Origin of the sequence: Myroides albus (assembly GCF_009711045.1) — a bacterium.
Lineage (GTDB): Bacteria > Bacteroidota > Bacteroidia > Flavobacteriales > Flavobacteriaceae > Flavobacterium > Flavobacterium album_A.
Map to the genome: position 1 here is coordinate 1 of NZ_WMJX01000038.1, position 23,186 is coordinate 23,186.

General features: G+C 33.8%; 14 protein-coding genes. 7 read left to right on the top strand and 7 right to left on the bottom strand.

The window, feature by feature from the left end; genetic code table 11:
• Positions 1 to 401: 401 nt before the first annotated feature.
• Positions 402 to 740, bottom strand: coding sequence for a hypothetical protein (locus GJV76_RS12825; protein ID WP_155093011.1), 339 nt, complete (start codon positions 738 to 740; stop codon positions 402 to 404).
• A gap of 589 nt (positions 741 to 1,329) precedes the next feature.
• On the opposite strand from GJV76_RS12825, the gene GJV76_RS12830 reads away from it, so the two are divergent.
• From GJV76_RS12830 to GJV76_RS12845, 4 genes are read left to right on the top strand one after another with little or no spacing between them, the layout of a single operon-like run.
• A complete protein-coding gene (locus tag GJV76_RS12830) occupies positions 1,330 to 2,547 on the top strand; it encodes a metallophosphoesterase family protein (RefSeq protein ID WP_155093012.1) in 1,218 nt (405 codons plus the stop codon).
• 7 nt (positions 2,548 to 2,554) lie between these two features.
• On the top strand, positions 2,555 to 5,605 hold the full coding sequence (locus tag GJV76_RS12835; RefSeq protein ID WP_155093013.1) for an SbcC/MukB-like Walker B domain-containing protein: 3,051 nt from the start codon (positions 2,555 to 2,557) through the stop codon (positions 5,603 to 5,605).
• 17 nt (positions 5,606 to 5,622) lie between these two features.
• Entirely contained in the window at positions 5,623 to 5,934 is a 312-nt protein-coding gene (locus GJV76_RS12840; RefSeq protein ID WP_155093014.1) for a hypothetical protein, read from the top strand.
• Positions 5,935 to 5,944: 10 nt separating this feature from the next.
• On the top strand, positions 5,945 to 6,325 hold the full coding sequence (locus tag GJV76_RS12845) for a DUF2752 domain-containing protein (RefSeq protein ID WP_155093015.1): 381 nt from the start codon (positions 5,945 to 5,947) through the stop codon (positions 6,323 to 6,325).
• A 9-nt stretch (positions 6,326 to 6,334) separates the two neighbouring features.
• On the opposite strand, the gene GJV76_RS12850 is transcribed toward GJV76_RS12845, so the two are convergent.
• The 5 genes from GJV76_RS12850 to GJV76_RS12870 all read right to left on the bottom strand — a co-directional run bounded on the left by GJV76_RS12850 (position 6,335) and on the right by GJV76_RS12870 (position 17,256).
• Complete coding sequence (locus tag GJV76_RS12850; protein WP_155093016.1) at positions 6,335 to 7,492, bottom strand: MFS transporter; 1,158 nt, start codon at positions 7,490 to 7,492, stop codon at positions 6,335 to 6,337.
• Between the two features lie 77 nt (positions 7,493 to 7,569).
• Entirely contained in the window at positions 7,570 to 12,411 is a 4,842-nt protein-coding gene (locus GJV76_RS12855; protein WP_155093017.1) for a DNA repair ATPase, read from the bottom strand.
• Positions 12,412 to 12,531: 120 nt separating this feature from the next.
• The gene (locus GJV76_RS12860; protein ID WP_155093018.1) at positions 12,532 to 14,607 is read right to left on the bottom strand and encodes a flotillin family protein; all 2,076 of its coding nucleotides are present in this window, start codon (positions 14,605 to 14,607) and stop codon (positions 12,532 to 12,534) included.
• Between the two features lie 27 nt (positions 14,608 to 14,634).
• On the bottom strand, positions 14,635 to 15,366 hold the full coding sequence (locus GJV76_RS12865; protein WP_155093019.1) for an OB-fold-containig protein: 732 nt from the start codon (positions 15,364 to 15,366) through the stop codon (positions 14,635 to 14,637).
• A gap of 222 nt (positions 15,367 to 15,588) precedes the next feature.
• Positions 15,589 to 17,256, bottom strand: a complete 1,668-nt coding sequence (locus tag GJV76_RS12870) for a formate--tetrahydrofolate ligase (RefSeq protein ID WP_155093020.1) — start codon at positions 17,254 to 17,256, stop codon at positions 15,589 to 15,591.
• A gap of 293 nt (positions 17,257 to 17,549) precedes the next feature.
• Between GJV76_RS12870 and GJV76_RS12875 the strand changes: the two genes are divergently transcribed.
• Positions 17,550 to 18,131, top strand: a complete 582-nt coding sequence (locus tag GJV76_RS12875; protein ID WP_155093021.1) for a PhnA domain-containing protein — start codon at positions 17,550 to 17,552, stop codon at positions 18,129 to 18,131.
• 281 nt (positions 18,132 to 18,412) lie between these two features.
• Here GJV76_RS12875 and GJV76_RS12880 read toward each other — a convergent pair whose 3' ends face one another.
• Positions 18,413 to 18,823, bottom strand: coding sequence for an NUDIX hydrolase (locus GJV76_RS12880; RefSeq protein ID WP_155093022.1), 411 nt, complete (start codon positions 18,821 to 18,823; stop codon positions 18,413 to 18,415).
• Between the two features lie 1,274 nt (positions 18,824 to 20,097).
• On the opposite strand from GJV76_RS12880, the gene GJV76_RS12885 reads away from it, so the two are divergent.
• Together GJV76_RS12885 and GJV76_RS12890 are read left to right on the top strand one after the other, a co-directional pair.
• Positions 20,098 to 20,694 carry a cell wall assembly protein gene (locus GJV76_RS12885; protein WP_230381557.1) on the top strand — a complete coding sequence of 199 codons (597 nt, stop codon included), beginning with the start codon at positions 20,098 to 20,100 and terminating at the stop codon, positions 20,692 to 20,694.
• 265 nt (positions 20,695 to 20,959) lie between these two features.
• Positions 20,960 to 23,032: a S8/S53 family peptidase gene (locus GJV76_RS12890; RefSeq protein WP_155093024.1), complete on the top strand. Its 2,073-nt coding sequence runs from the start codon at positions 20,960 to 20,962 to the stop codon at positions 23,030 to 23,032.
• The last annotated feature ends 154 nt before the right edge of the window (positions 23,033 to 23,186 follow it).

A 23,186-nucleotide genomic window follows, 5' to 3' on the forward strand; every position in this document is an offset into this window, starting at 1 on the left:
TAGACGGGGTTTTGTTTTTTAGGCTTTTTAGACAGCCTCGTTTTTTTTTGAAGTCTCCTGTACATAAGTTATCGAGTTCTTGTAAGACCGAAAATATAAAAAGCCATTCACGACTAATGAATGGCTTTTTAAAGTAAGTGTCTTTCGTATAATCTAAAATTTATCTAGCACTTTTACAATTGATGGTTTTTGACAGAATTAAGCCATTTATTGTTTTACATAAAGATTATACAAATACGGTTAAGATGTGTTGTATCTTTCCGTTAACAAATATATACCCATTTATCTCCATTTAAATGAAAGTCTTCAAATAGATATGCACAGATTTATTAACAATTCTAATAAAAGTTCCTTTAGAATCGAATCGCAAATCTTCTTGTTGAACTAAAGGAGGTCAAATTTTATTTGAAATTCAAGTAATATATTGGTACTTCTCCTTTTTCGGCTAATGAAATTGAATCAAGTGTATTAAGGTTATCAAGGTCTTTGTTCTGCAGTAAATTGTGAATCTTGTACAGTAACTCAAATAATGAAAAAGAGTGCTGATTATCCGCAGTTAGTGTTGCTTGGATTTCGACAAGATAGCTACCGTCTTCATCGTCTGGGTCATCTTCTATGATATCTTCACCATCTAATAAGTCTTCGCATTCGTGTAGTTCATCAATACTTGATAACCAAGCTTGGTATTGTATGATTACTTCAGCGTGATTTATCACTGCCTTAGTTAGTAGTGAATACATATTTATACTTGTTGTATCGTCTTTTATAGATGTTTCAAGATCTATATTGAATAGTATGGGGTCCGAATAAAGCTTTTTCGAGAATACCCAAGGTAGATTAGAACATAACATAGTATGAATGATTAGGTACTTAAATTTAAGAAAATAAATGAAATCTAATATTAAGAAATTGTTATGTAAATAGTTGTTTTATAGATTTTTAAGTCTGATCTGTTTGTTTTTTGGAAAGTGTTTGCTAAAATTGAATGTAATCAACATGAAGGTGTAGTCGTGTACTTTAAATTTGAATAACTGTTTACCCTAAGTCAATCTCAAATAGGAATAAATCTTAGCCCTTTTCAAGAATCAAAATTTGCAAGTAACTCATCGCGAATTTGTATATAATTACTTCCAGCTGTAAAAGGTAAATGAATAACTTGATATTGAGGATATTTGAACACCACAAAGGGTAAATGATATTTACTATGAAGGGATTTCTCTTTTCAGATAGGAGTTTTTTTAACTTTTCAAAAGGCTTAATCTGTCTATTAAATGCAAGAGAAACCTTGATATTGTTAGTATCTTTGGATTCAGAATAAAAGAGTAAACAATGGCATTAAAGATTCTACATACTGCGGATTGGCATCTTGGAAAGAAACTCGATAGCTATAGTCGGGTGGAAGAACAAAGAGAGGTTTTAGAGGAAATTTGTAAAATAGCAGATAGAGAAAAAGTCGATTTAGTTTTAATAGCAGGTGATTTGTTTGATACATTTAACCCACCGATTGAAGCTGTCGATCTATTTTACAGAACACTCAAGCGATTGGCAAAAGATGGAGAAAGACCGGTCATTGCTATTGCAGGTAATCACGACAGTCCGGAGCGAATAGACGCTCCAGATCCTTTGGCACGTGAGTGTGGTATTATTTTTATTGGTTTGCCTAATGCGGAAATTTCAAAGTACGAGATTGAGAATCAATTCAAAATCAGTAAGACTGCACCGGGATTCTTTGAAATAAGGTTAGCCACTTTTAAACAACCTATTAGAATATTTCACACCCCATATGCCAATGAAGTAAGACTTAGAAAAGCATTAGATATCGAAGACAAATCAACTGCATTAAATGAGATACTAAAAAGCAGTTGGAGTGATTTAGCTAATAAGTACTGCAAAACAAAAGGAGTGAATCTATTAATCTCACATCTATATATGCTAAATAGAAATGGAGAAGTTTTGGAAGAACCTGATGGAGAAAAACCATTAAAAATTGGGAATGCAGATATGATTTACAGCGATATTATTCCCGAACAAATACAGTATACTGCTTTAGGACATTTACATCGAGCACATCAGATTGGTCAAGAAGAACGTCCTGTTGTTTATTCAGGTAGTCCTTTAGCTTATAGCTTTAGTGAAGCTGGGCAGCAAAAATATGTGATAATTGTAGAAGCAGAAGCTGATAAACCAATCTCATATAAGCAAGTTCCTTTGCAAAAAGGGAGGTCATTGGTTCGCATGAAGTTTGATAATGTAGACGAGGCTGTCTTTTGGTTAATGGCTAATCCAAACCAATTGGTAGAGTTAACTTTAGTAAGTGATACTTTTTTAAAAGCAGATGACTTAAAGCGAATTTATCAGGCTCATGATGGGATTATCTCTATTATTCCACAGGTTAAATTAGAGAAAGGACAAACAGAGGCGAATTTTAAGCAGGTGAATTTAGAACAAGATATGAGCGATTTGTTTAAAGACTATTTTAAACAAAAATACCAGGGGCAAGAACCTAATGAAGAGATTATGGATTTGTTTAAAGAAATTTTAAATTAGTGAGTGTATGATACCTATAAAGTTGACGATTGAGGGATTATACTCTTATCAAGAGAAACAGACTATTGACTTTACAAGTTTAATTGAAGCTGGACTATTTGGGATTTTTGGTAGAGTGGGCTCTGGTAAATCTTCTATATTAGAAGCTATATCTTTCGGATTATATGGAGAGAGTGAACGATTGAATGCGAAAGATAATCGCGCTTATAATATGATGAACTTAAAATCTAATCGTTCGTTAATTGACTTTGAGTTCTTTAATTTCAAAGATGAGAAGTATAGAATTTACAGAGAGTTCAAAAGGAATAGCAAGCGATTTGATGATGTAAAACGCGGAGAAGCTATCTTATATCAATGGAAAGAGGGGGAATGGGTTCCGTTGCCTGATCTAAACATAGAAGGTGTAATAGGCCTTAGTTATGAGAATTTTAAGCGTACAATCATTATTCCTCAAGGACAATTCAAGGAGTTTCTTGAACTTGGAGGTACTGCTCGTACAAAGATGATGCAGCAAATATTTGGTTTGGATAAATTTGACTTATCATTTAAAGTTAAGGGTATTCTTGCCGAAACCAAGCAGAATTTTGATCAACTACAAGGTCAGCTTCAGAGTTATAGTTTAATTAATCAGGAATTACTGGATATTAAAGAAAGTGAATATAGCAAGAGTGAAGCTTTACAAGAGCAGTTAACGGAGCATTTTAAGCATGAGAATACGGTCTTTCAGCAATTGAAAGCAGTTAAAGATGATTTTGATACTCTTGTTCTTCGCAGGGAAGATGTAAGTAAATTAGAAGCAGATGTTCCTGCTATTAACGATAAGAAGCAAGAGCTTATTCGCTACGAAAATTTAGATAAGGTATTTCGTATTCCACTTAAAGAAGCTGATGCAATACAATCTCAATGGCAAAGTAAACAGAATTTGTACGCTCAGTTTAGCAAGGAGGTTGAAGAAGTGTCAAAAGAGTTTGTACAAGTAGAGAGTACTCTAAAGAGTATTCAGCTTGAATATGCTACTTTAGAGCAAAAGAAAGCCGAGTTCTATGAGTTTGGTTTGATTAGAGATATAAAGAAGTTGTTTGTACAGCAAAATGATATAGAGCAGGGGATGACGTCAAGTAATCAGCTTGTTAAAACAGCAGGGGACAAGTTGGTAGAAAGTCAACAACTCTTGTCACAAAAGGAGCAAGAGTTAAATGCTGTAAAACAGAGTCGATTAGATACGAATTTGCTTTTATCTATTGATACTTGGTTCCAACAATTTGATTATTTAAACAAAACTATTTTTGATTATAAAGAGAGTTTAGATAAAGCAAATGCTGAAATAGGAAAAATTGAATCACAGATTAAAGGTCTTCGATTGAAAAACCCTTCTAATTGGAAAAATGAAATAGCTGAGTTTCACAGTTTATTTAACAACAAGCAAGAGGTTTTAGAGGAAGAAATAAGACATTTAGCAGTCTCTCATCAACTTACGCAGTTTGCCAATGACTTACAGCAAGGTACACCTTGTCCTTTGTGCGGTTCTCTATCTCATCCCAATCTATTACAAGGTCAGGATGTAGCTAAGACAATTGAAGATAGAGAGTCTAAGCTCAAAGATATCAAGGATAAGCAAAAGCGATTAGTAGGATATGAAAGCAAAGCAAGAGGTTTGTTTGAGCAATACAGTTTCTATGGAAATCAGAAAAGTGAAGTTGGGCAAAAGTACTCGTCTTTACAACACGAGTTGCAACAGCATACCCTGCAATATCAATGGGGAAATTATGTTTCCTTAGGAGATACTAATCAATTAGTTCAGTTAAAGCAAAAGGCTAGTGAAGTTCAGAAACAAATTGAATTATTGGAGTCACATTGTAAGCAATTGAGAAATGAAGTAGAACAGAATAGACTTTCAGTAGAAAAGGCAACAAGTGATTTTAGAACCTATGAGTTGACACATACAAAAGTGCAAAGTGAAATCCACTCAAAAAGCACACAAATTATACGCCTAAATCTAAATTCGTATTTGACTTTAGCTGATAGCTTGATTGAACAAGAAGCGCAACAGCGCGAGCAAAAAATTAAGTGGATTGAAGCCGAACACACGAAAGTAACAGCGAGATTTCAAGAGCTATCTTCACAACTTACAGCTTTGCAAACAAAGTGCAAAAGTGCGGAGGAGGAGTCAAAAGAGTTAGAAAGTGCAAATAAAGTATTACAGGACCATATTGCTACTTTGCTTAACACACACGCAATTGAATCAATAGAGGAAGTTAAACAAGTATTGAATATTGCAATTGATATTAGTGAGCAACGCAATTTCATTCACGAGTTCGAAACTAAATTAGCTGTAGTGCGTAGTCAAGTTTTAAACTTAGAAGAAAAGTTAGCCAAGGTTTCTTTTGACAAAGAGCGATTTGAAAAGCAAGAGGTTTTAGTAGCTAAACTTGAACTTGAGCTAAAAGAGGCTACTGAGGTTGCTGCAAAATTAAAAGGGGAAATTGAGCGAATTAAGCTGGACCTTAATACTAAAGCTAAACTATTGGTAGAGTACGATGGTTTAGAAAAGAGGTTAAAGAACATCACTGTACTAAAGAATATGTTCGATGGAGCAGGTTTTGTTAATTATGTATCTTCGATTTATTTGAAGAATTTATGCGATATGGCAAATCATCGTTTTCACAGGTTAACTAATAATCAGTTGAGCTTACAGTTGAATGAGAATAACGATTTTGAGATTATTGATTACTTGAACGAAGGTAAATCGAGAAGTGTAAAAACCCTTTCAGGAGGACAGAGTTTCCAAGTGTCTTTGTCCTTAGCTTTAGCTTTGGCTGAAAGTGTTCAAAGTTTGTCTAAGTCAAATAAAAACTTTTTCTTTATAGATGAGGGATTTGGAACGCAAGACACAGAATCTGTAAATGTTGTCTTTGAGACTTTAAGTAATTTGCACAAGGAGAATCGCATTGTGGGTATTATTTCTCACGTTGATGAATTACAAGAACGCATGCCTATTTCTTTATCAGTAGTGAAAGATGAAGAAAATGGAAGTATGATTACGGTTAATAATGTATAAGTTAAAAAAGTACGGGAATGGAGCATAGAAATAACAAGCTTAGAAAGTATAAGGTATTAGCAAGAGTTAATGTCTTTTTAGGTTTTTTTTCTTTGTGGTTTATAGGTATTCTCTTAGGAGTAATTGCTTTATTTAGTTTTAAAAGAGCAAATGCTTTTTTACAAAAGGGAAATAATAAACAGGTCAAAAGATTGTGCAAAAACATTATAGTATTGTTCATTATCACACTACTTTTGGTGGGATTGAACATCTTTATCTTCACTTCTTATATCGCAGAAATAGGAGGTTGGAGTAATTTTTTACTTGAAATGAAACAATCTTCAAATTAGATTAGCTACCATGATAAAAATCGGCCTACGCTTTGTGTTTTACAGTTTGCCACTTGTTGTACTTTATTATTATTTACAATATTTTGGTACCGATAACAATGAAGGCGTAGGCTGTTATATTTACGATACATCTGGATGGTTGTGCCCTGGTTGTGGAGGACAGCGTGCCCTTCATTCCATATTACAAGGGCATTTGCTTGAGGCATTTCACTTTAATCAATTGATTTACATTTATATTCCTTTGATCGCAATATTGTATATTGCTTTTGTTGAAACTTTTGTTTTGAAGAATAAGAGAATAAGAAATTACATTCATTTCCCGAGGTGGTTTTCTGTCTTTCTAATCGTATTGATTGCTGCCTTTACTATCTACCGCAATTGGAATAGATAGGCTATTTTACTAATCTTTTTGATGAATCGTGATGAATCTACTCAATAGTGAGATCGCTAATCCAAAGAAAGCTACGATAGCAAATGCAGTCTTTAATGACGAGTGTTGTGCAATAAAGCCTATTACAGGAGGGCCTAAAAAGAAACCGATAAAACCAATACTGGTAATCAAAGTCAATGCTTGTTGAGGTGGCATAGATTTGGTGTGACCTGCTAAGTTATAACACATCGGTACTACAGCAGATACCCCCAGTCCAACTATCATAAAAGAAATAATTGTCGTATATACACTTGGAAACATTACAGAGGCTCCTAATCCAATAAAGAGTAAAACACCACAGATAAGTAATGTTCTCTGTTCGCCATATTTTCTCACTGTAAAGTCAGAAATAAAGCGTCCACTTGCCATTGCAAACATATAAGCTGTTAGGCCATATCCAATAAGTTCAATAGGGGCATGAGTGACGTGTTTCATATATTCACTGGACCAGTCAGTCATCATTCCTTCTGCTACCATTGCAAAGAAGGCTAATAAGCCAAGCATAATTAAGTTTCTATCAGGCAATCGGAATCCTTTTTTTTCTTCTTTTATAGGACTGTCACTTTGTGGGTTTGTATCCTCAGGTATTAAGTATTTGAACAATAGAAGGGAGATGACAATACCTACTGTAGAATAATAAATAAAGTGTTCGATAGGAGGGACATAACTACTGATCATTTCTGCACCTATCCACGAGGCAGCAAAACCTCCAATGCTCCATGTTCCGTGTAGAGAGCCAATGATTTGTCCTTTGTATAATTTAGAAACTTTGATTGCCTGTGTATTAATAGAAATATTCGTGATATTACTAATGGCTCCGAATAGTACTAAATTTAGCTTCAATTGCCACAGCACTTCCCAATAGCCAATACCAACTAATAATACAAGATAGGTTAATAAAAAGATAAGAGTTGCTTTCTTGCTCCCCAGTTTCTCTATTATTTTACCTGCAATAGGAAGTGTGATTAAGGTTCCTATTGATATATAGAGAAGTACAAAACCCCAAGCGGAATCATTTACTCCAAAAGCTTCTTTTATCGTAGGAATACGCGAAGCCCATGAGGCTGAAATCCCTCCAAATATAAAGAATAAAGCAGTTACGGCTATACGTGCTAAGTGTTTTGACATAGTTCTTTTTGATTGAAAGCTGTAAATGTATGAATAAATAAAAACGGTCTGTATATTTACAGACCGTTGAAGTACTTTTATTTTTTAATCGCTTTTGCGATACTCTCTAAGTTTTGATTGAAGTCCATCAATTGACTTAATACTTGTGCCGTTTGATTGTCTTTACCGGCCATTCCCAACTTGTTTTGTTTGACGAATATATCTTTAATTTCTGTCCAGCGTTGGAGCTCTATTCCTGATAGTCTGCCCGCGAGTTCTTTTAATTTTAGCAAATTAGCTTCTGTATCAGAAGTCAATGTTTGTGATTCGTTTTCGTAGTGAGTCAAGATTAACTCATCTATTTCACTATCGTTCATCAGTGGAACAATTTTACTCATCATCTTATTCATATCACGGTAAGAACCTTGTAGCTTAAAGGCAGGTTCTGTTCTATAAGCATTGTCCATACTTGCACTTAAGATATACTGTTGGTTTACTTTTAGTACAATATCTCTTACAGCGATTGCTTTCTTTAAAACAGCTGTAAATTCTTCTATTTCTTGTCCACTGAAGTTTCCTTCTAAAGAAATTGAATCTTCTGATTTGGTTTCTATATGATTGATTAGTTTATAGAAATCGTCTAAAGAATTGCTGCTTAATTTCTGCAAATAAGTATTCTCAGCAATTGCATTTTCTAATAAACTCAATTTAAACAAATCTTCTGTGCTACCAATGACGTCTCCCAAGTTATAGGTATCTGCACGGTTGGCTAACATATCTGGTATTTGGAATTTCTCTCCAGACTCTGTATATGGGTTACCTGCCATAATGATACAAAAACGCTTACCTCTTAAATCATACGTTTTACTCTCACCTTCAAATATACCATCCATCTTACGCTGTCCATCAGCAAGAGAGATAAACTTCTGTAAGAACTCAGAACTACAGTGTTGGATATCGTCTAAGTATAGCATTACGTTATCCGCCATTTCGAACGATAAGTTGATCTTCTTCAGTTCTTCACGAGCACCGGAAGTCTTCGCTTCAGTTGGATCGATAGAAGTAATAGAATGACCAATAGTAGGCCCGTTAATCTTGACAAAGTGCAAGCCTAATGCATTTGCTAAATATTCCATTAGTGTAGTCTTACCATATCCAGGAGGTGATACTAACAATAACATTCCCATTCGCGCAGTACGCTTACTATCCCCGTGTACCCCAATCTGCTTGGCTAAGTTATTACCTATTAGAGGAAAGTACACTTCATTTATTAGTTTGTTACGTACAAATGAAGTTAATACACGTGGTTTCAACTCATTCACTTTAAGTGATTTTTTATACGTTGAAAGCAACATTTCTTTAGTAGCAATAAAGTCAGTAAACATTGGTATGCGCTCTGTTTCGAAACTCTCTAATCTCGCTATAAAATCGTGATAGTCTAAAGTATAGGTGTCATTGACAATTAAAGGATGATTGCCTTTGAGATTCTTTAGTACTATTGTATCACTACTTTCTTTTAAAGTATAGTTGTATTGCTTTTCAAATAATAGTAAACAACAAGTCTCATCAATGTATTTTTTATACTCACTTACTTTTGGCTCATTGTCAATATAAGAATACAGCCAGTTTTGAATCAAGTAAAATGCATCTAACCTACTTAAGTTAACATCGTTGATGTCATTTTCAAAAGTGATATTTGCATTTTTTTGCTGTAAGAAAGCAATAAATTGTTTCTTTAATTGGGAAGCTTGTACAGTTTTGGTAAAGAAGATACCTGTAGCAAATTCTTCATATAAATAATGTGCTATTGCTTTTTGATATTTTACATCGCGTAATGGAGATACCCATGAAGCGTATAATTCCTCTAATTGACTAAGTATATATTTATAGTTTGTACTTAGAGGGAATACCTTTTGTACTGCAGCTGCACTACTTATACTTTTCAAAATGTTATCTCTTACGGCTGTGTCTAATTCATACCAAAAGATTTGTGCAGATACGCGGATAGCAGGAGCATAGGTTAATATACCTAAGTCTTTGCGCAACTTTAACAGGGATTGAGTAATTTCTAAAGCGTCGAAATCGTGTACACCTTTAAGGTACCCTTCTGAATAGTTTTGTTCTGTTCTAAACTTGACAGCCTCTTGAGTATTCAAAGTAGGATTTTTTTGTAACTCTTTCAGTATTTGGTAAGCCAAATACTCCGCTCTATAGACCTCATTATTCTCAGAGATGATGTCTTGATTCCATATCTCTTTATAAGTATATATCTTGTCATCTGTGATAGGATACGAAAAACTTGTACCAGTAAGATGATAGTAAAGCGTATCGTTGCGTCTGACAATTGTCAAATCTAAAGGTTGTTTGTTAACCAAGAACTTGTGAGTACCTAAGCTAATGATATTCTCTCCATCGGCAAATAAGTCTTGCTTATCTCTAAGCGTACGCAGTGCATCTTCTTGACTGGTTTTAATACTATTCTCTAAGTTTTCTGCTTTAGAGACATCACCTAAATCTTTTAATTCAATAACCAGTTGACGTACTTTGTCCACCATTAAATCAGTAGAGAAGAAAGCCAATATTTCTTCTTTTGACTTAAAAGATGCTGATTTGTTTTCGATATTCTTTAGGATGCGCAGCCCTATCTGCTCTAACGAACTTGTACGTCTATTGATTTGCTCAACTAACTGTGTTTTTCGCGTGTCAAAAGCCTTAGAAACTTCTTCTCGTTTATCTGCTATCTTTAAGATAAAATCATCGAAGTCAGCAAACTTACTCTCCAGCTCTTCTACCTGTACACTTACTTTAGAATGGTATTCGTCACACTTTTCGGGTGAATTGGATAACTCTAAGAAGTTGATAATACTCTGATCAAGTAGAGTTAATTGAGCGTGAAATTCTGCGATAGACTCATTGGTACGCAGAGAATCTATTTTTCTCTTTAACTGAGAACGCACCTCATTTAGCGAAGCAAAGATGACAGATATCTTCTCAATAATCTTTGTCGCCTGGGTAGTGTCCTCTATTTTTAAACTATTCAGTATATCGATTAGTAATTCTAATTCACTGGATATAGCCTTACAGTTTTCATCAATAGCATTAGCGTCAATAACCTTAACTACCTCATTTACTTTATTCTTTTGATCAATAACCTTTTGTTCATAAGGAACTAAGGCTTGTTCCTGTAGTAAGAATGCAATTGTTTTATCTGATAAGGACTCATTGGTCTTACCTAACTGTTCTTGGTACTTTTCCAAGATAGTTAAATCGACATATTTTGTTTGACGGGCACTAATTACCTCTCCTAACAATTTTCTGTTTTCAGCTAATAGATGCACTAAACTTTCAAGGGTGTCTCCTTTGGCATTTTTAACATTAAAGAGTTGTTTATCTACCTTGTCTTTTAGCTCTGTCAATAAGCCTGCAGCCCTTTTACGTTGCTCTTGTACCTTTTCGAACTCGTCTATTGCTGTATTTGCAATTCCCTTGATCTGCTCTAAAGGTTCATTTAAACTTTTGGTCTCACTCGTTTTAATCCAGAAATAAGCATCTATGATGTCATTTGCTTTCTTGGCTATGTCACCATATAATCCTTCATACGAATCTTCTTTATCGATGAGGTGAATAATCTCTTGACATTCAGCCATTGCTTTGACGATGTCTTTATTTCCAATTTTGTATAAGTGATTTTCTTTTTGTTCTTTGTTTTCTATTAATGTAGCAGTGTATGGGGTTTCCCATATCTGTACGACATGATGTCTTACCGCTTCATTTTCTGAACGGAAATAAATTAACTTACCATCGTTGAACAAGGTAAAACCACTACATACGATAGGAGTTTCTACTTGTTGTTTGATGATGTTATAAGACATCAAGGTGTAGATGTTGTTTTCTGCTTGATAGAATAGGTATAAGAAGTCCTCTCCATTGTGGGAAGGAATGGTTCTGATGAACTCTAAGTTCTTGACAGTATTGTCAAATATCTTGTAATCACCATTTTGTAAATAATACCCATTAGAGAAGATAATACCTTGACCATCAGGTAATAATATACCTGTTTCATTTAGAGCAGGTACATTGATGACTTGTTTGGTTCTGTTGTTAAAGATAAATGCGCGAAAGTCTTCTTGGTAAGGCTTAATGCGGATGGCAATAAAATTACCCAAATCAGCGTAGAAGTAATCAGCATCATCTAATTGTTGATCTATATTGTTAACCGGTTCTGAGTAGATACCCTGTCCCTTGTCAGTATTGTCTTCTATTTTAAAAGTGATATCTCCTCCGACAGCTTCGATGAATACTTTGTCTTGTATAGAGATATGAGGGTGTATACCTAATCGTCTATTTTCGAGATTAGTTTTTACCCAATTGAATTCAAATTGAGGACTTTTTACTACCTCGTGTATGCTTCTATCATCTTGATAGATTAACTGATTATCCTTTATAAGCCATTTAAAAGCTTTTAGACTATCGGCATTTTTACTTGTTTGAAATACCATATAGAGGTAATTCTCTGTCTTCTTAAATCTACTGAAGATAGAATCTCTATAGTATTTGTATAAATTTTTGTAATCCTCAATGAAATTAGCATCATTGATAAAGTCTAAAGGTTGAGGTAAGAATTGATTGTCTTCAAAGCGATAAATGCTAAATACATCGCTTAGTTGAATATCCGTTTTAAGGCCAAAGTGTACGTTATAGGCAAAAATACAGATAGAGTCAAAGGCAATTATACCTCTGGCAGTACAGTTGTTTTCTGTTGTTATACGTTGATTGGCAATAAGTTTAAGGTCAACAGAAGTAAAGACATTTTTTCTATCTTCATTAAGGGCATTTAATCGTTGGATTAAATCTCCTTTCTGTGTCTGAAGCCTTTTCTGTATGATCTCATAAGTATTAGAATCAAGCGATTCTATATGTTGGTTTTCTAATTCAGCCATAGGTAATTAATACTTTGTATCAGTGAACGATCACGAATACTTAGGTAAATGAAGGATGAGATAGGGGATAGGATAAACATCACCCTTTTCTTTAGAAAAGAGTGATGTCAAAATATTTTGTTACGATAATTTTTTATTACCTATACCAAAGCTCTGAACTGCATCGGCAATACTGCTTAACAATCCCATATTGTCTTCTGTTGCGTTTTGTTGCATCTTTAAGACTAACGATGCGATACTAAGGTTTTTTAAATCTTCAGTGGTGATATTAAATTGACTCGCATAGTGTCTTATATTGTTAAACAACTCGCCTTGACTAATTGTAGAACCATCACCTAATAAAGCTAATTTGATATCTTGTGCATTCTGACTCTTGTCTATCAATTGATCAAATCCTTTAGCACGACTCACTTGGTTAATGATATTTTCAAAGAACATTGTTTCTCCTCCTACGATGTCAATCTTAGCTGTTTGTAAAGCGGAAGACAATACCTCTGCTTGAGATTTAGCAATGTCTTTTTGGATATTTAGAGCAGCCAATTCTACATCTTTTTCTTTTTGAAGTTGTAGTTTGAACTCTTCGTGTTCTTTTCCTACACCATCCATCTGCTTCATTGCTTCTGCTTTTTCTTTTAATCCTTCAGCATCTGCAATAGCTTTTTCTTTGATAATTTGGGCTTCAGCCAATCCTTCTTTTCTCTTAGCTTCTGCTTTCGCTTCAATACCTGCAGCTTCTGCAGCTGCGATGCGTTGTATTTTTGCAGCGTCAACAATACTTTGTTGCTCGACTGCTTCGGCTTTAGCTTTGATTACTTCTGCCTCTGCTAATCCAAGAGTAGCGTCTTCACGAGCTTGGGCATCTGCCAGTATTTTACGAGCTTCTGCTTGTTTAAGTGATGCTTCTTTTTGTGCCTCTGCTTCGATTAACATTTGTTGAGAAATCTGTTCTTGTGCAAATTTTTTAGCTTCAGCCTCTTTGATTGTTCTGATTAAGTTTTCTTCAGCTTGTCTACTTGCTTGAGTGATACCTACTTGTTTCTCTCTTTCTACAGAACGGAATGCTTCCACATCCTTAATACTTTGTTGTTCTTCCACTACTCCTTTTTCTAACTGTACTCTTTCACGGATAACATCTTGTATTGTTTTTTTCTCTTCCTCCACTGCGCGTTCTTTGTTAATTTGCGCCAAGGTTACGATACGCTCTCTTTCTGTTTGTTCTAACGCTCGATCTTTTTCAACTCTTTCTGTTTCTACAGCATCTGTTCTCTCTTTGTTTTTTGCAGCAATAATTACTTGGCGTAGTTTGTTTTCTTCTAACACAGCTAAGCTTTCTTCTGTTGAAATACGTACACTTTCAGACTTTAAGCGTTCTTCTTCACGTACCTTTTGAATTTCTGCTTCTTCACGAGCACGGATATTATCGACTTCTCTGCGTTGCTTTTCTTCTTTTTCAGATAATTGTCTTTCTAATTCTAAGATGGCTTCGCGAGCTTCAACATCTTGTTTTTTGATTACTTTTTGCTCATCTCTACGGATAAGGTTAGCATTGATGTTTTGCTGAGCAGTAAGTTCTGTAATTTTCTTAATCCCTTCAGAGTCTAAGATATTCTGTGGATCTAAGTAAGAAATGTTCGTTTGCTCTAAGTAGTCAATAGCACAGTCATCTAAAATGTACCCATTTAAATCTCGACCAATGATATTGATGATTTCTTCTCTAAATTCTCTACGCGCTTCGTATAATTCGATGAACTCAAATTTTTTACCTACCGTTTTTAAAGCTTCCGAAAACTTTGCTTCAAAAATATTGCGAAGTGTTTCTACATCACTTGCACGTTCACATCCCAGTGTTTGTGCTACGTTAATAACGTCTTCAATAGACTTGTTTACCCTAATAAAAAATGCTACCTTAATGTCTGCACGGATATTGTCCTTACAAATAAGTCCTTCATTTTGCATTCTATCTATTTGAAGTTTTTTTACAGAGATATCCATAATCTCCATTTTGTGGAACACTGGGATAACATAAATCCCTTTGTTAAAAGCAACTTTTGTTCCTCCAACCCCTGTTCTTACAATAGATTTACCTTGTGGTATTTTTTTATAAAACGATGCAAGTATTGCAAAGAATAATAAGACTAATAGAAATAAGGCTCCAATAATTATGGTTATCAATGTTCCTATACCAAACTCACCCATAGTTTTTAGTGTTTGTAGTTAATAATGTTATTGTATTTTCTGTACTTGATATATATTTTCTGTTTTTGATTTGTTGACGATAAGCACTTTGTCCCCATATTGTATAGGAGTGCCATCTGTGCTTGTCGCTAATATTTTAATTGGATCTTGGTTGATGACAATCTCTACGTTCCCATATTTATCTGCCGTTATACTCGACAACATAGTCCCTTCTTTTCCTATGCAGTTAATAGCTATTTCACCGTGAAACCCAGTGTCTTTTAAAAATTTAACCAAGGGAATAGTTGCGTAATGTGTCAAAATAACCGCAATAAAGGATAAGGGGATTAAAATAATTGCTGACCACAATCCTAAACTGGCAACTTTAGGGATAGTTGTAGTTAATAATGTTCCTGCCCAAGTAAAAAATTTGAAAATGGTCAGTATAATCATAAAGGGAATTTTGCCGACATTCATAAATTCGAGTATCTGCGTAAATAAACCTGGCTGTCTGACATTGACATGATCGGCTAAGTCAACCTCTTTATCGTGAATGACCTCTACATGATTTTGTTGTAAATCAAAATCAGTATCTACATTAGCATCTATATCTACATCAACGTCGATATCAATTTCAGGCTGTACATCCATATCAATATCAAAACCGTCAAACCCTCCTAAGACTGCCGAAAATATCCAATAGATAGTAGATATTCCCATTAATACAGTCATGATTGCATTAGGTAAAGGATTAAATAAATGATGAATAATCTCTGTCATTTAATAATATGTATGTTTTTAATATTTTATTTTTTAATATACTGAAATAGTGTTAACAAATATAGTAAAAATACACATGGTGAAAATTATGTTTTTTTATATTTTGTTAATTTATTTTTATTTTATTAATTTGTAATACTCTGTTAAAAGTTAATGCAATTAAAAAAAGGTATTGAACAATTCGTCAATACCTTTTTTTTGTTTTCCTATATGAGATGTAAATTAACTTAATCCTTCTATTAACCCATCGACCAAATCAATTCTCAATGCTTGTGGTGATTTAGGTAATCCAGGCATACGCATAATATCACCAGCGATGGCAACGATAAATTCTGCACCTCTGTTGATCACGATGTCGTTAATCACAATATCAAAATCTTTAGCTACACCATAAGCTGTTGCATCTGCAGAAAAAGAATATTGTGTTTTGGCAATACATACTGGAAACTTATCCATAGCTGTGTTTCGAAGCTGAGCTAATTTCTTTTTAGCTGCAGATGAAAACTCTACATTATTAGCACCGTATATTTTCTTAGTTATATTTTCTATCTTCACTGAGATAGTATCTTCATCTTGATAAGGAAATTGTAAAGGTTTGCTTGGATTAGTTGCAATAGTATTAGCTACAACTTCTGCTAATGCTTTTGCACCTTCACCTCCTTCTATAAATGCATTATTAATAGCAAATCCGATATGATTGTCTTTACAATATTGTTCTACGATAGCTAGTTCTTCGGCATCATCAGTAGCGTATTTGTTAAAGGCTACAACGATACTTTGCCCATATGACTTTATGTTTTCAACGTGCTTAGCTAAATTGTCTAAACCTTTTTGAATACCTTCTATATTTTTAGTCTTGATTTCATCGATTGCTACGCCACCGTGCATTTTTAATCCTTGAGCAGTAGCTACTACTACCGTCAACTTCGGCTGTAAGCCAGACTTACGACATTTGATATCAAAGAATTTCTCAGCTCCTAAATCTGCTCCGAATCCCGCTTCTGTAATCACATAGTCTCCGTAGCTCATCGCCATTTTAGTTGCAATAACAGAGTTACACCCATGAGCGATATTAGCAAATGGGCCTCCATGTATAAAAGCAGCTGTATTCTCTGTAGTCTGTACTAAATTGGGATTTAGTGCATCTTTAAGTAAAACTGTAATCGCACCAGCAACGCCTAAATCTTTTACAGTAAACATACTGCCGTCATATCTATATCCTAAGAGAATGTTTTCAATGCGGCGACGCAAATCTTCTATATCTGTAGCTAAACAAAGGATTGCCATAATCTCAGAAGCAGGAGTGATATCAAAACCTGATTCTTGAGGAACACCATTAGCACTACCTCGAAGTCCTGTATTGATATAGCGAAGACTTCTGTCGTTTACGTCTAAAACTCTTTTCCACAATATCTCCTTGATGCCATTTTCTAAAGATCTATTTTGATAAATATAATTGTCAAATAAGGCACTAATGGTATTGTGCGCTGAGGTGATAGCATGAAAATCGCCAGTGAAATGCAGGTTGATATTCTCCATAGGTAATACTTGCGCGTATCCACCTCCTGCAGCCCCACCTTTCATTCCGAAGCATGGACCTAATGAAGGTTCGCGTAGTGCTACTACGGCTTTTTTACCTATTTTATTTAATCCCAATGCTAATCCAATAGAGACAGTAGTTTTGCCAATTCCTGCTTTTGTAGGGGTGATGGAAGTAACTAATATGAGGTTTGATTTATTGATGCCTTCTGTGTCCATCTCACTTAAAGGAACTTTAGCCATATATTTCCCGTAGGGAATTAATTCATCAGGGTTCACACCAATAGATTGGCCTACATCTTGTATTCTTTTTAGCTCACTTTCGCGAGCAATTTCGATATCTGTTTTCATGTAAAATAATAGTTTGTGTTATTGATTAGTAAAGATAAGGTTTTTTGACACTGTCTTTCTGTTTATTCACCAGCTATGAGGTATTATGATGAATTGTGTAATGATTTAGAACGCTATTTAGGTGAAACCACAATTCTAAGAACTAATTTTTAGAAGCATTTTAAAAAATTAAGTGTTTTGTTAAATTCATATCTGTGCAATAAAAAAGGTTTAATTACTGAAGTGTTTTATTATTTTTTATATCTAAATAATAACATATATCTTTACAACTTTAATAATATATTGTTTTATAAATGAAAACTGAAGCGCAATTAAAAGAGAGAAGTGGTAATAAATGCGAACTATGTGAAGCAACAGGACATTTGAATGTGTATGAAGTACCACCAGCGGCAGCTAACGAAGCAGATAGAGAAATCTATATTTGTGATACTTGTTTAGAGCAAATTGAAAAGAAAGCAGAGTTAGATGCAAACCACTGGCAATGTTTAACTACTTCTATGTGGAGTGAGTTTCCTGCTGTTCAGGTTGTAGCTTGGCGTATGCTAAACCGTTTCCGCAATGAAAGTTGGGCGGCCGATAGTTTAGAGATGATGTATTTAGATGATGAGTTGTTGGAATTTGCTAAGTTAACAGGTGATCATACTGGAGATGGAAGCGTTGATTTGCATAAAGATTGCAATGGAAATATACTTGTCGGTGGAGATACAGTTACCTTAATTAAAGATTTAGATGTAAAAGGATCTACAATCAATGCTAAAATTGGTACTGCTGTGCGTAATATCCGTTTGGTACACGATAATACTGAACAAATTGAAGGAAAAATTGACGGTCAACAGATTGTTATTTTAACGAAGTTCGTCAAGAAACAAGCTTAGTGATTGTTAACGATATAAAAAGCCTCTTAGTTTTATCCTAAGAGGCTTTTGTCTTTTCTATAATGTATTTTGATTTTTATAAAATCCATTGGTTAGCAATCAGTAATCAACTGTAGCTCTATTTTTTATAGAATGGGTAAGCGCAGTAGAGAGCATATAATATTAGGTTTGTTTGTAGAGAGTTGCGTATATATATCCTTTTGAAGGAGTCATCATGCTGAGCAACTCTGCTCTAAGTAAGTTCACCACTATGAAAAAAATGTGGTGCATGAAATAGTGAACTACTTCATAAGTTTAAGCCAAATAGGAAGACTAAACTCTTTTAGTAAATGTGCGAGTTTCGTTTCTTGATAGTTATCTATTGTTAACCATTTAATTTCTTCAATTTCTGATGCAGGTTGTATTTCAGTATTATTTACAATAATATGGTAAATATGAGCTGTGACAATTGTATTTGCTTCGTTAACTGCTGTTGTACTATGTGTACCTAATAATTTTATCTCGTTTGTTGTAATAGTCAGACTTAATTCTTCTTGCAACTCTCTGATTAATGCTTGTTCGGGAGTTTCTCCCTTTTCTATTTTTCCGCCAGCCATCATATAATAGATGGATTTTTTTTTGCGCACGGTTAACATGCGATTGTCTTGATCAGTAATAAGAGCTGAGGCTAAATAGATCGTGGTAGTATTCATTTTGTTTTTTTGGCAATTTAGTAAACCTTAGGGGATATGTCAAGATTGAAACAGTATTACTCATAGTATTAATTGAGAATAGTTTATCCGTTGTCTTATATTAAAATTTTATTGACTTAAGGTTGAATGTTTGATAGGAAAAAGTAAAATAATATTTTGTTCCTCTCAGGAATGGTAAAGAAAGGCTAAAAACAACTTTTCTCACTTGTGTAATTTAGCAGCTTGCTATTACTGCATTAGTCATGTTAAAGAGTAATCTTCATTTTTACGATTAAGAAAAGGTGTCTACGGGATTTAATAGCCTCTATGATGACTTCGTTTTGTGTTTTTCTATTGTAACCTAAATACGAAAAGTTTTCGGTTATAGAGAAAATTACTGTAAGATTGGAGGTAGTTTCTTTGGGAATTCGAGGGGCTTTCTTGGGGGTTTCTTCGGGAAATACCCCTTTTTGCGAGTAAAACCCCAAGGATACTCGAAGAAAAGTGCAAGAAAGTCCAAGGAAATGATGTTTTTAGTTTGCTTGAAGTTTTTGCTATCAAGAAGAATGTGATCAAATGTTGTTCGAAGTAAATTTTTGTTTTAAACAACGCTGTGTGTTTGTAAATATGCTCAAATGAAGTTTAGTGAACAGATAACTAAAGAATTAGAGTGTAATTTAGGGAACTTATTGTTTTCTAAATATGGAGTATGGTGCCTTTTCAATTCTTTAGAACTTTTTTAGCGAATTTTGATTGCTCTTATATAAGGCTAATTCATTGCTTTATTTCTATGCACTTCTGCAAAAAATACCAAATGGCGAAATTAATTTCTTTTTGTTTATGTCTATAAGTATGCGTCATAAGTGGTTTTACTATTTTGCTATAACTGAGTTTTTACCTTAATTTCAACTTTTGTCGTTGATTCTTTTTCTTCAATCATTACTGTCTAAAAAATGTATTAGTAATTCAATATTACAGCTGTAATGATATTTAATGAGTGATTTTATATAGAATATCTTGCCATTTTTTTTTATTTAAAGGTATTAATACATTATTTTTTATAGATTAAATGCGAATAAATTTGAAGTAGAGTAGAACTTTTAGGTATTCTATCTGCTTTTTAAGTTTAATTTACTTAATTCTATTCTTAGATAGAGAAAAATTGATTTATTTTATAAAATATTATTTTTTGTAAATAAAATATTTATATCTTTATTTGATGAAATAGTGCAACGTTTAGAATGCCTATTTTTATGTTTAATATTAAAAAAAGAAAAAGCCACTTCGTGGACAAAATGAACAAGACAATGGTAAAAGAAGAATTTACTGCGTTATTTAAGGGGTATAAAATCCCAAATGTTTTGAAAAGCTTAATTGATTTTCAAACTTCAGAAAATGTAGCATCATATTATTCAAATGCTATTTATTTAATAGATGAAGTAGATGGTGTAATTGATGGGTTTTCGAGTGAACCAGAATTTTTAAACTCTTTTATTCCTTTTGCAGAGGCAGATTCAGTTGGTAGCATCTATGCTTTTTGGATCAATAATAAGGAAGAAAAAAATTTAGAGAACTTACCAATTGTTGTTTTTGGGGGTGAAGAGGGAGTTCACGTTATAGCTCAAAACTTAACTGAACTATTGCAAATAGCAGCTTATGATGTTGAGCCAAATGTTTTTGAGGATGAGGTTAGCTTTCCTGATAAAGAAGAATTGATTGAGGAGGATGAGTTTCATCCTACTGAGTTTAATAAAGAGTATTTAGATTGGTTGAGAAGTGAAGCTAAATTAAAACCATTTGTTAAAATTGAAGATATTGATGAAGTCGTTGAAAGAGCAGCTGAAAAGTTAGGTAGTTCTTTGAATGATTTTTTAAAGAAATATAATGAGTAGTTAATACTCGAATAGTATAAAAAAAAGGAATTGCTTTCATGCAATTCCTTTTTTTTTGATTACATTTATAGGTATAACTATTTGATTATTATAATTTTGTATTCTTTTTGTTGTAGATTGGGTGATAAAGTTTCTTTGTAAATGATATGAGCAGAGAGTGGTTTTTGTAGAATGTTAAAATTGTTTGATTCCTATATTTTTATATAATTTCTAAAGTTTTACTTTATAAATTATAATTAACAAACTAAACTATAAAGTATTCCATATGAAAAAAATTACGCTATTATTACTGAGTCTTGTTCTGTTTTTTAAGCTTGATATTGTTGAAGCTCAATCTATAGAAGTGAGAAATAAGATTATGGAAAACTATGGGGAACATAGTAGGCAACTTAATCTTGCAATCCAAAGTACGTTAAATGAAACAAACCAGGCTTGGCGTATTGCGGAAGAAAAAAGTATACCCATAACAGGGGTGGATATGAAAGGAAATGTGTATTCACTTGTAAAATTTAATGAGGAGGGGGTACCTATTTATAAAGCCACTTTAAATAAGGGGTCTAGGATTACTGCTCGTGTTGACGGTATTAAGAATACGGCATATAGAAGAGAATTGAGAGGGCATGGAATTTTTGTTGGTGTTTTTGATGGAGAGGTGGCGTTAGATCAACACAGAGAATTTGTCGATAGGGTGACTAATAAAAGTGTTGTGATTTTAGGTGAAAGTTTGCCAGACTTTAACTCTCCAGGTTTTAGTAAAACTGGTTTTGAACGTGGTAGAGCTCACGCAACACACGTGACAGGAACAATTGTAGCACAGGGATTAAATGAGAGAGCTCTTGGGATTGCTCCTCATGCGACTGTTCTAAGTTATTCTTGGAATAATGATATTTTTAATATGCTTGATTTAGCAAATGACGGTTTATTAGTTAGTAATCACTCTTATGGTTTTCAATTCTTTGATGAGTATGGATTTCTTTATGATCAATCTCTTAGACATGAATTAGGAGCTTATGTGAATGAAAGTAGAATGGTTGATATTGTTGCTTATGAAAGGAAGTTCTATCAACCTGTGTTTGCTGCTGGTAATGATGGAGAGTATACCAAACAGACTTATAGAAACTTTCCTGAGAAAAAGAATGTAGACATGTTGAATGGTTATTCGTTGTCTAAAAATGCTGTTGTCGTTGCAGCAGTAAAGGAAGTGAAAAATTATGTTGGAGCGGAAAGTGTCGTGTTAGCGAGCTTTAGTAGTCAAGGTCCTTCTAATGATTTTCGTATCAAACCTGATGTTTCAGCAAAAGGGGATATGGTTTTTTCTACTACATATAAGAACCCTGCGAATATGAATAATGATCCTAATACAGGTTTGTATGTTAGTTATTCGGGAACATCAATGGCTGCTCCTGCTGTCACAGGTGTTTTTGCCTTGTGGCAAGAATGGGCAAGCAAAAGGAATAAGGATAAGAACCCTTTGAAATCAGCATCAATTCGTGCGATTATGGCGCATACGGCTGATCAAACAGGCGAGAGAAAAGGACCTAATCACTTATTTGGTTGGGGATTAATCAATGCTGCAAAGGGTGTACAGTTTTTAGAGGCAAGTAGAAAAGGGGAGTATGCACTTTTATTAGAGCACGAACTAAAGAATAAAGAGGTTTATTCAAAAGAGATTGTTGTAAAGAAAGCTACGGATAAGTTAGTAGTTACTTTGGCCTGGACTGATATAGCTGGTGGAGTAGATTTTCATTTATATAGAGACGAAGATTACACTAAGAAGAATCCTATTCTTGTTAATGACTTAGATATCGTTGTCAAAAAAGATGGGATAGAATATCTTCCTTGGAAATTGAATAAAGATTGGTCAAACCCAATAGCTTTAAAAGGTAATAATGACGTGGACAATATCGAACAAATCGAAATTGAAGACGTGGAACCTGGTACGTATACTATTTATATTAGCCACAAAGGGGATCTTAGTTATTGGGAAAGAGAAAAGGAACTGAAACAAGAATTTTCTTTAGCAATGAGTTTGTCAGATGCATACACAGTTGAAAAAATACCAGGAGAGGATAAAAAAGATGAACTTGTCAAATTAATTCAAAGTCTTTGGCCGAATCCAATTATTGATTTTGTCAATATTCAAATTATGGAAGAGTTTGCTAAAGAAGCTATTTATATACGTGTATATGATACCACGGGTAGATTAGTACATACATATGAGAAGAAAAATGATGAGGGATTGTATAGTTTCTCAATGGAAAAACTGCCAAAAGGTATGTACTTTATTGATCTTCAGGTTGGAGAGTACAATATCGTTGAAAAAGTGGTAAAAAAATAGGAGAAGACTATAACCTAACTTAGGTAATATTTTTACTATTACAATGATAATGCATAACTGTGTGAAAAAAAGTTTCACTTGTAACGTGTATCATAATAGATAGTTATCGTTAATGCGAAAAAAACCTTTAAAAAAAGGCGTTATAAAGTTTGGA

Excerpts from the sequence above, each read along its gene's own strand:
- GJV76_RS12840 (WP_155093014.1), top strand. The coding sequence starts at position 5,623 with ATGGAGCATAGAAATAACAAGCTTAGAAAGTATAAGGTATTAGCAAGA.
- GJV76_RS12855 (WP_155093017.1), bottom strand. The coding sequence starts at position 12,411 with ATGGCTGAATTAGAAAACCAACATATAGAATCGCTTGATTCTAATACT.
- GJV76_RS12830 (WP_155093012.1), top strand. The coding sequence starts at position 1,330 with ATGGCATTAAAGATTCTACATACTGCGGATTGGCATCTTGGAAAGAAA.
- GJV76_RS12860 (WP_155093018.1), bottom strand. The coding sequence starts at position 14,607 with ATGGGTGAGTTTGGTATAGGAACATTGATAACCATAATTATTGGAGCC.
- GJV76_RS12845 (WP_155093015.1), top strand. The coding sequence starts at position 5,945 with ATGATAAAAATCGGCCTACGCTTTGTGTTTTACAGTTTGCCACTTGTT.
- GJV76_RS12870 (WP_155093020.1), bottom strand. The coding sequence starts at position 17,256 with ATGAAAACAGATATCGAAATTGCTCGCGAAAGTGAGCTAAAAAGAATA.
- GJV76_RS12850 (WP_155093016.1), bottom strand. The coding sequence starts at position 7,492 with ATGTCAAAACACTTAGCACGTATAGCCGTAACTGCTTTATTCTTTATA.
- GJV76_RS12885 (WP_230381557.1), top strand. The coding sequence starts at position 20,098 with ATGAACAAGACAATGGTAAAAGAAGAATTTACTGCGTTATTTAAGGGG.
- GJV76_RS12890 (WP_155093024.1), top strand. The coding sequence starts at position 20,960 with ATGAAAAAAATTACGCTATTATTACTGAGTCTTGTTCTGTTTTTTAAG.
- GJV76_RS12835 (WP_155093013.1), top strand. The coding sequence starts at position 2,555 with ATGATACCTATAAAGTTGACGATTGAGGGATTATACTCTTATCAAGAG.
- GJV76_RS12880 (WP_155093022.1), bottom strand. The coding sequence starts at position 18,823 with ATGAATACTACCACGATCTATTTAGCCTCAGCTCTTATTACTGATCAA.
- GJV76_RS12825 (WP_155093011.1), bottom strand. The coding sequence starts at position 740 with ATGTATTCACTACTAACTAAGGCAGTGATAAATCACGCTGAAGTAATC.
- GJV76_RS12865 (WP_155093019.1), bottom strand. The coding sequence starts at position 15,366 with ATGACAGAGATTATTCATCATTTATTTAATCCTTTACCTAATGCAATC.
- GJV76_RS12875 (WP_155093021.1), top strand. The coding sequence starts at position 17,550 with ATGAAAACTGAAGCGCAATTAAAAGAGAGAAGTGGTAATAAATGCGAA.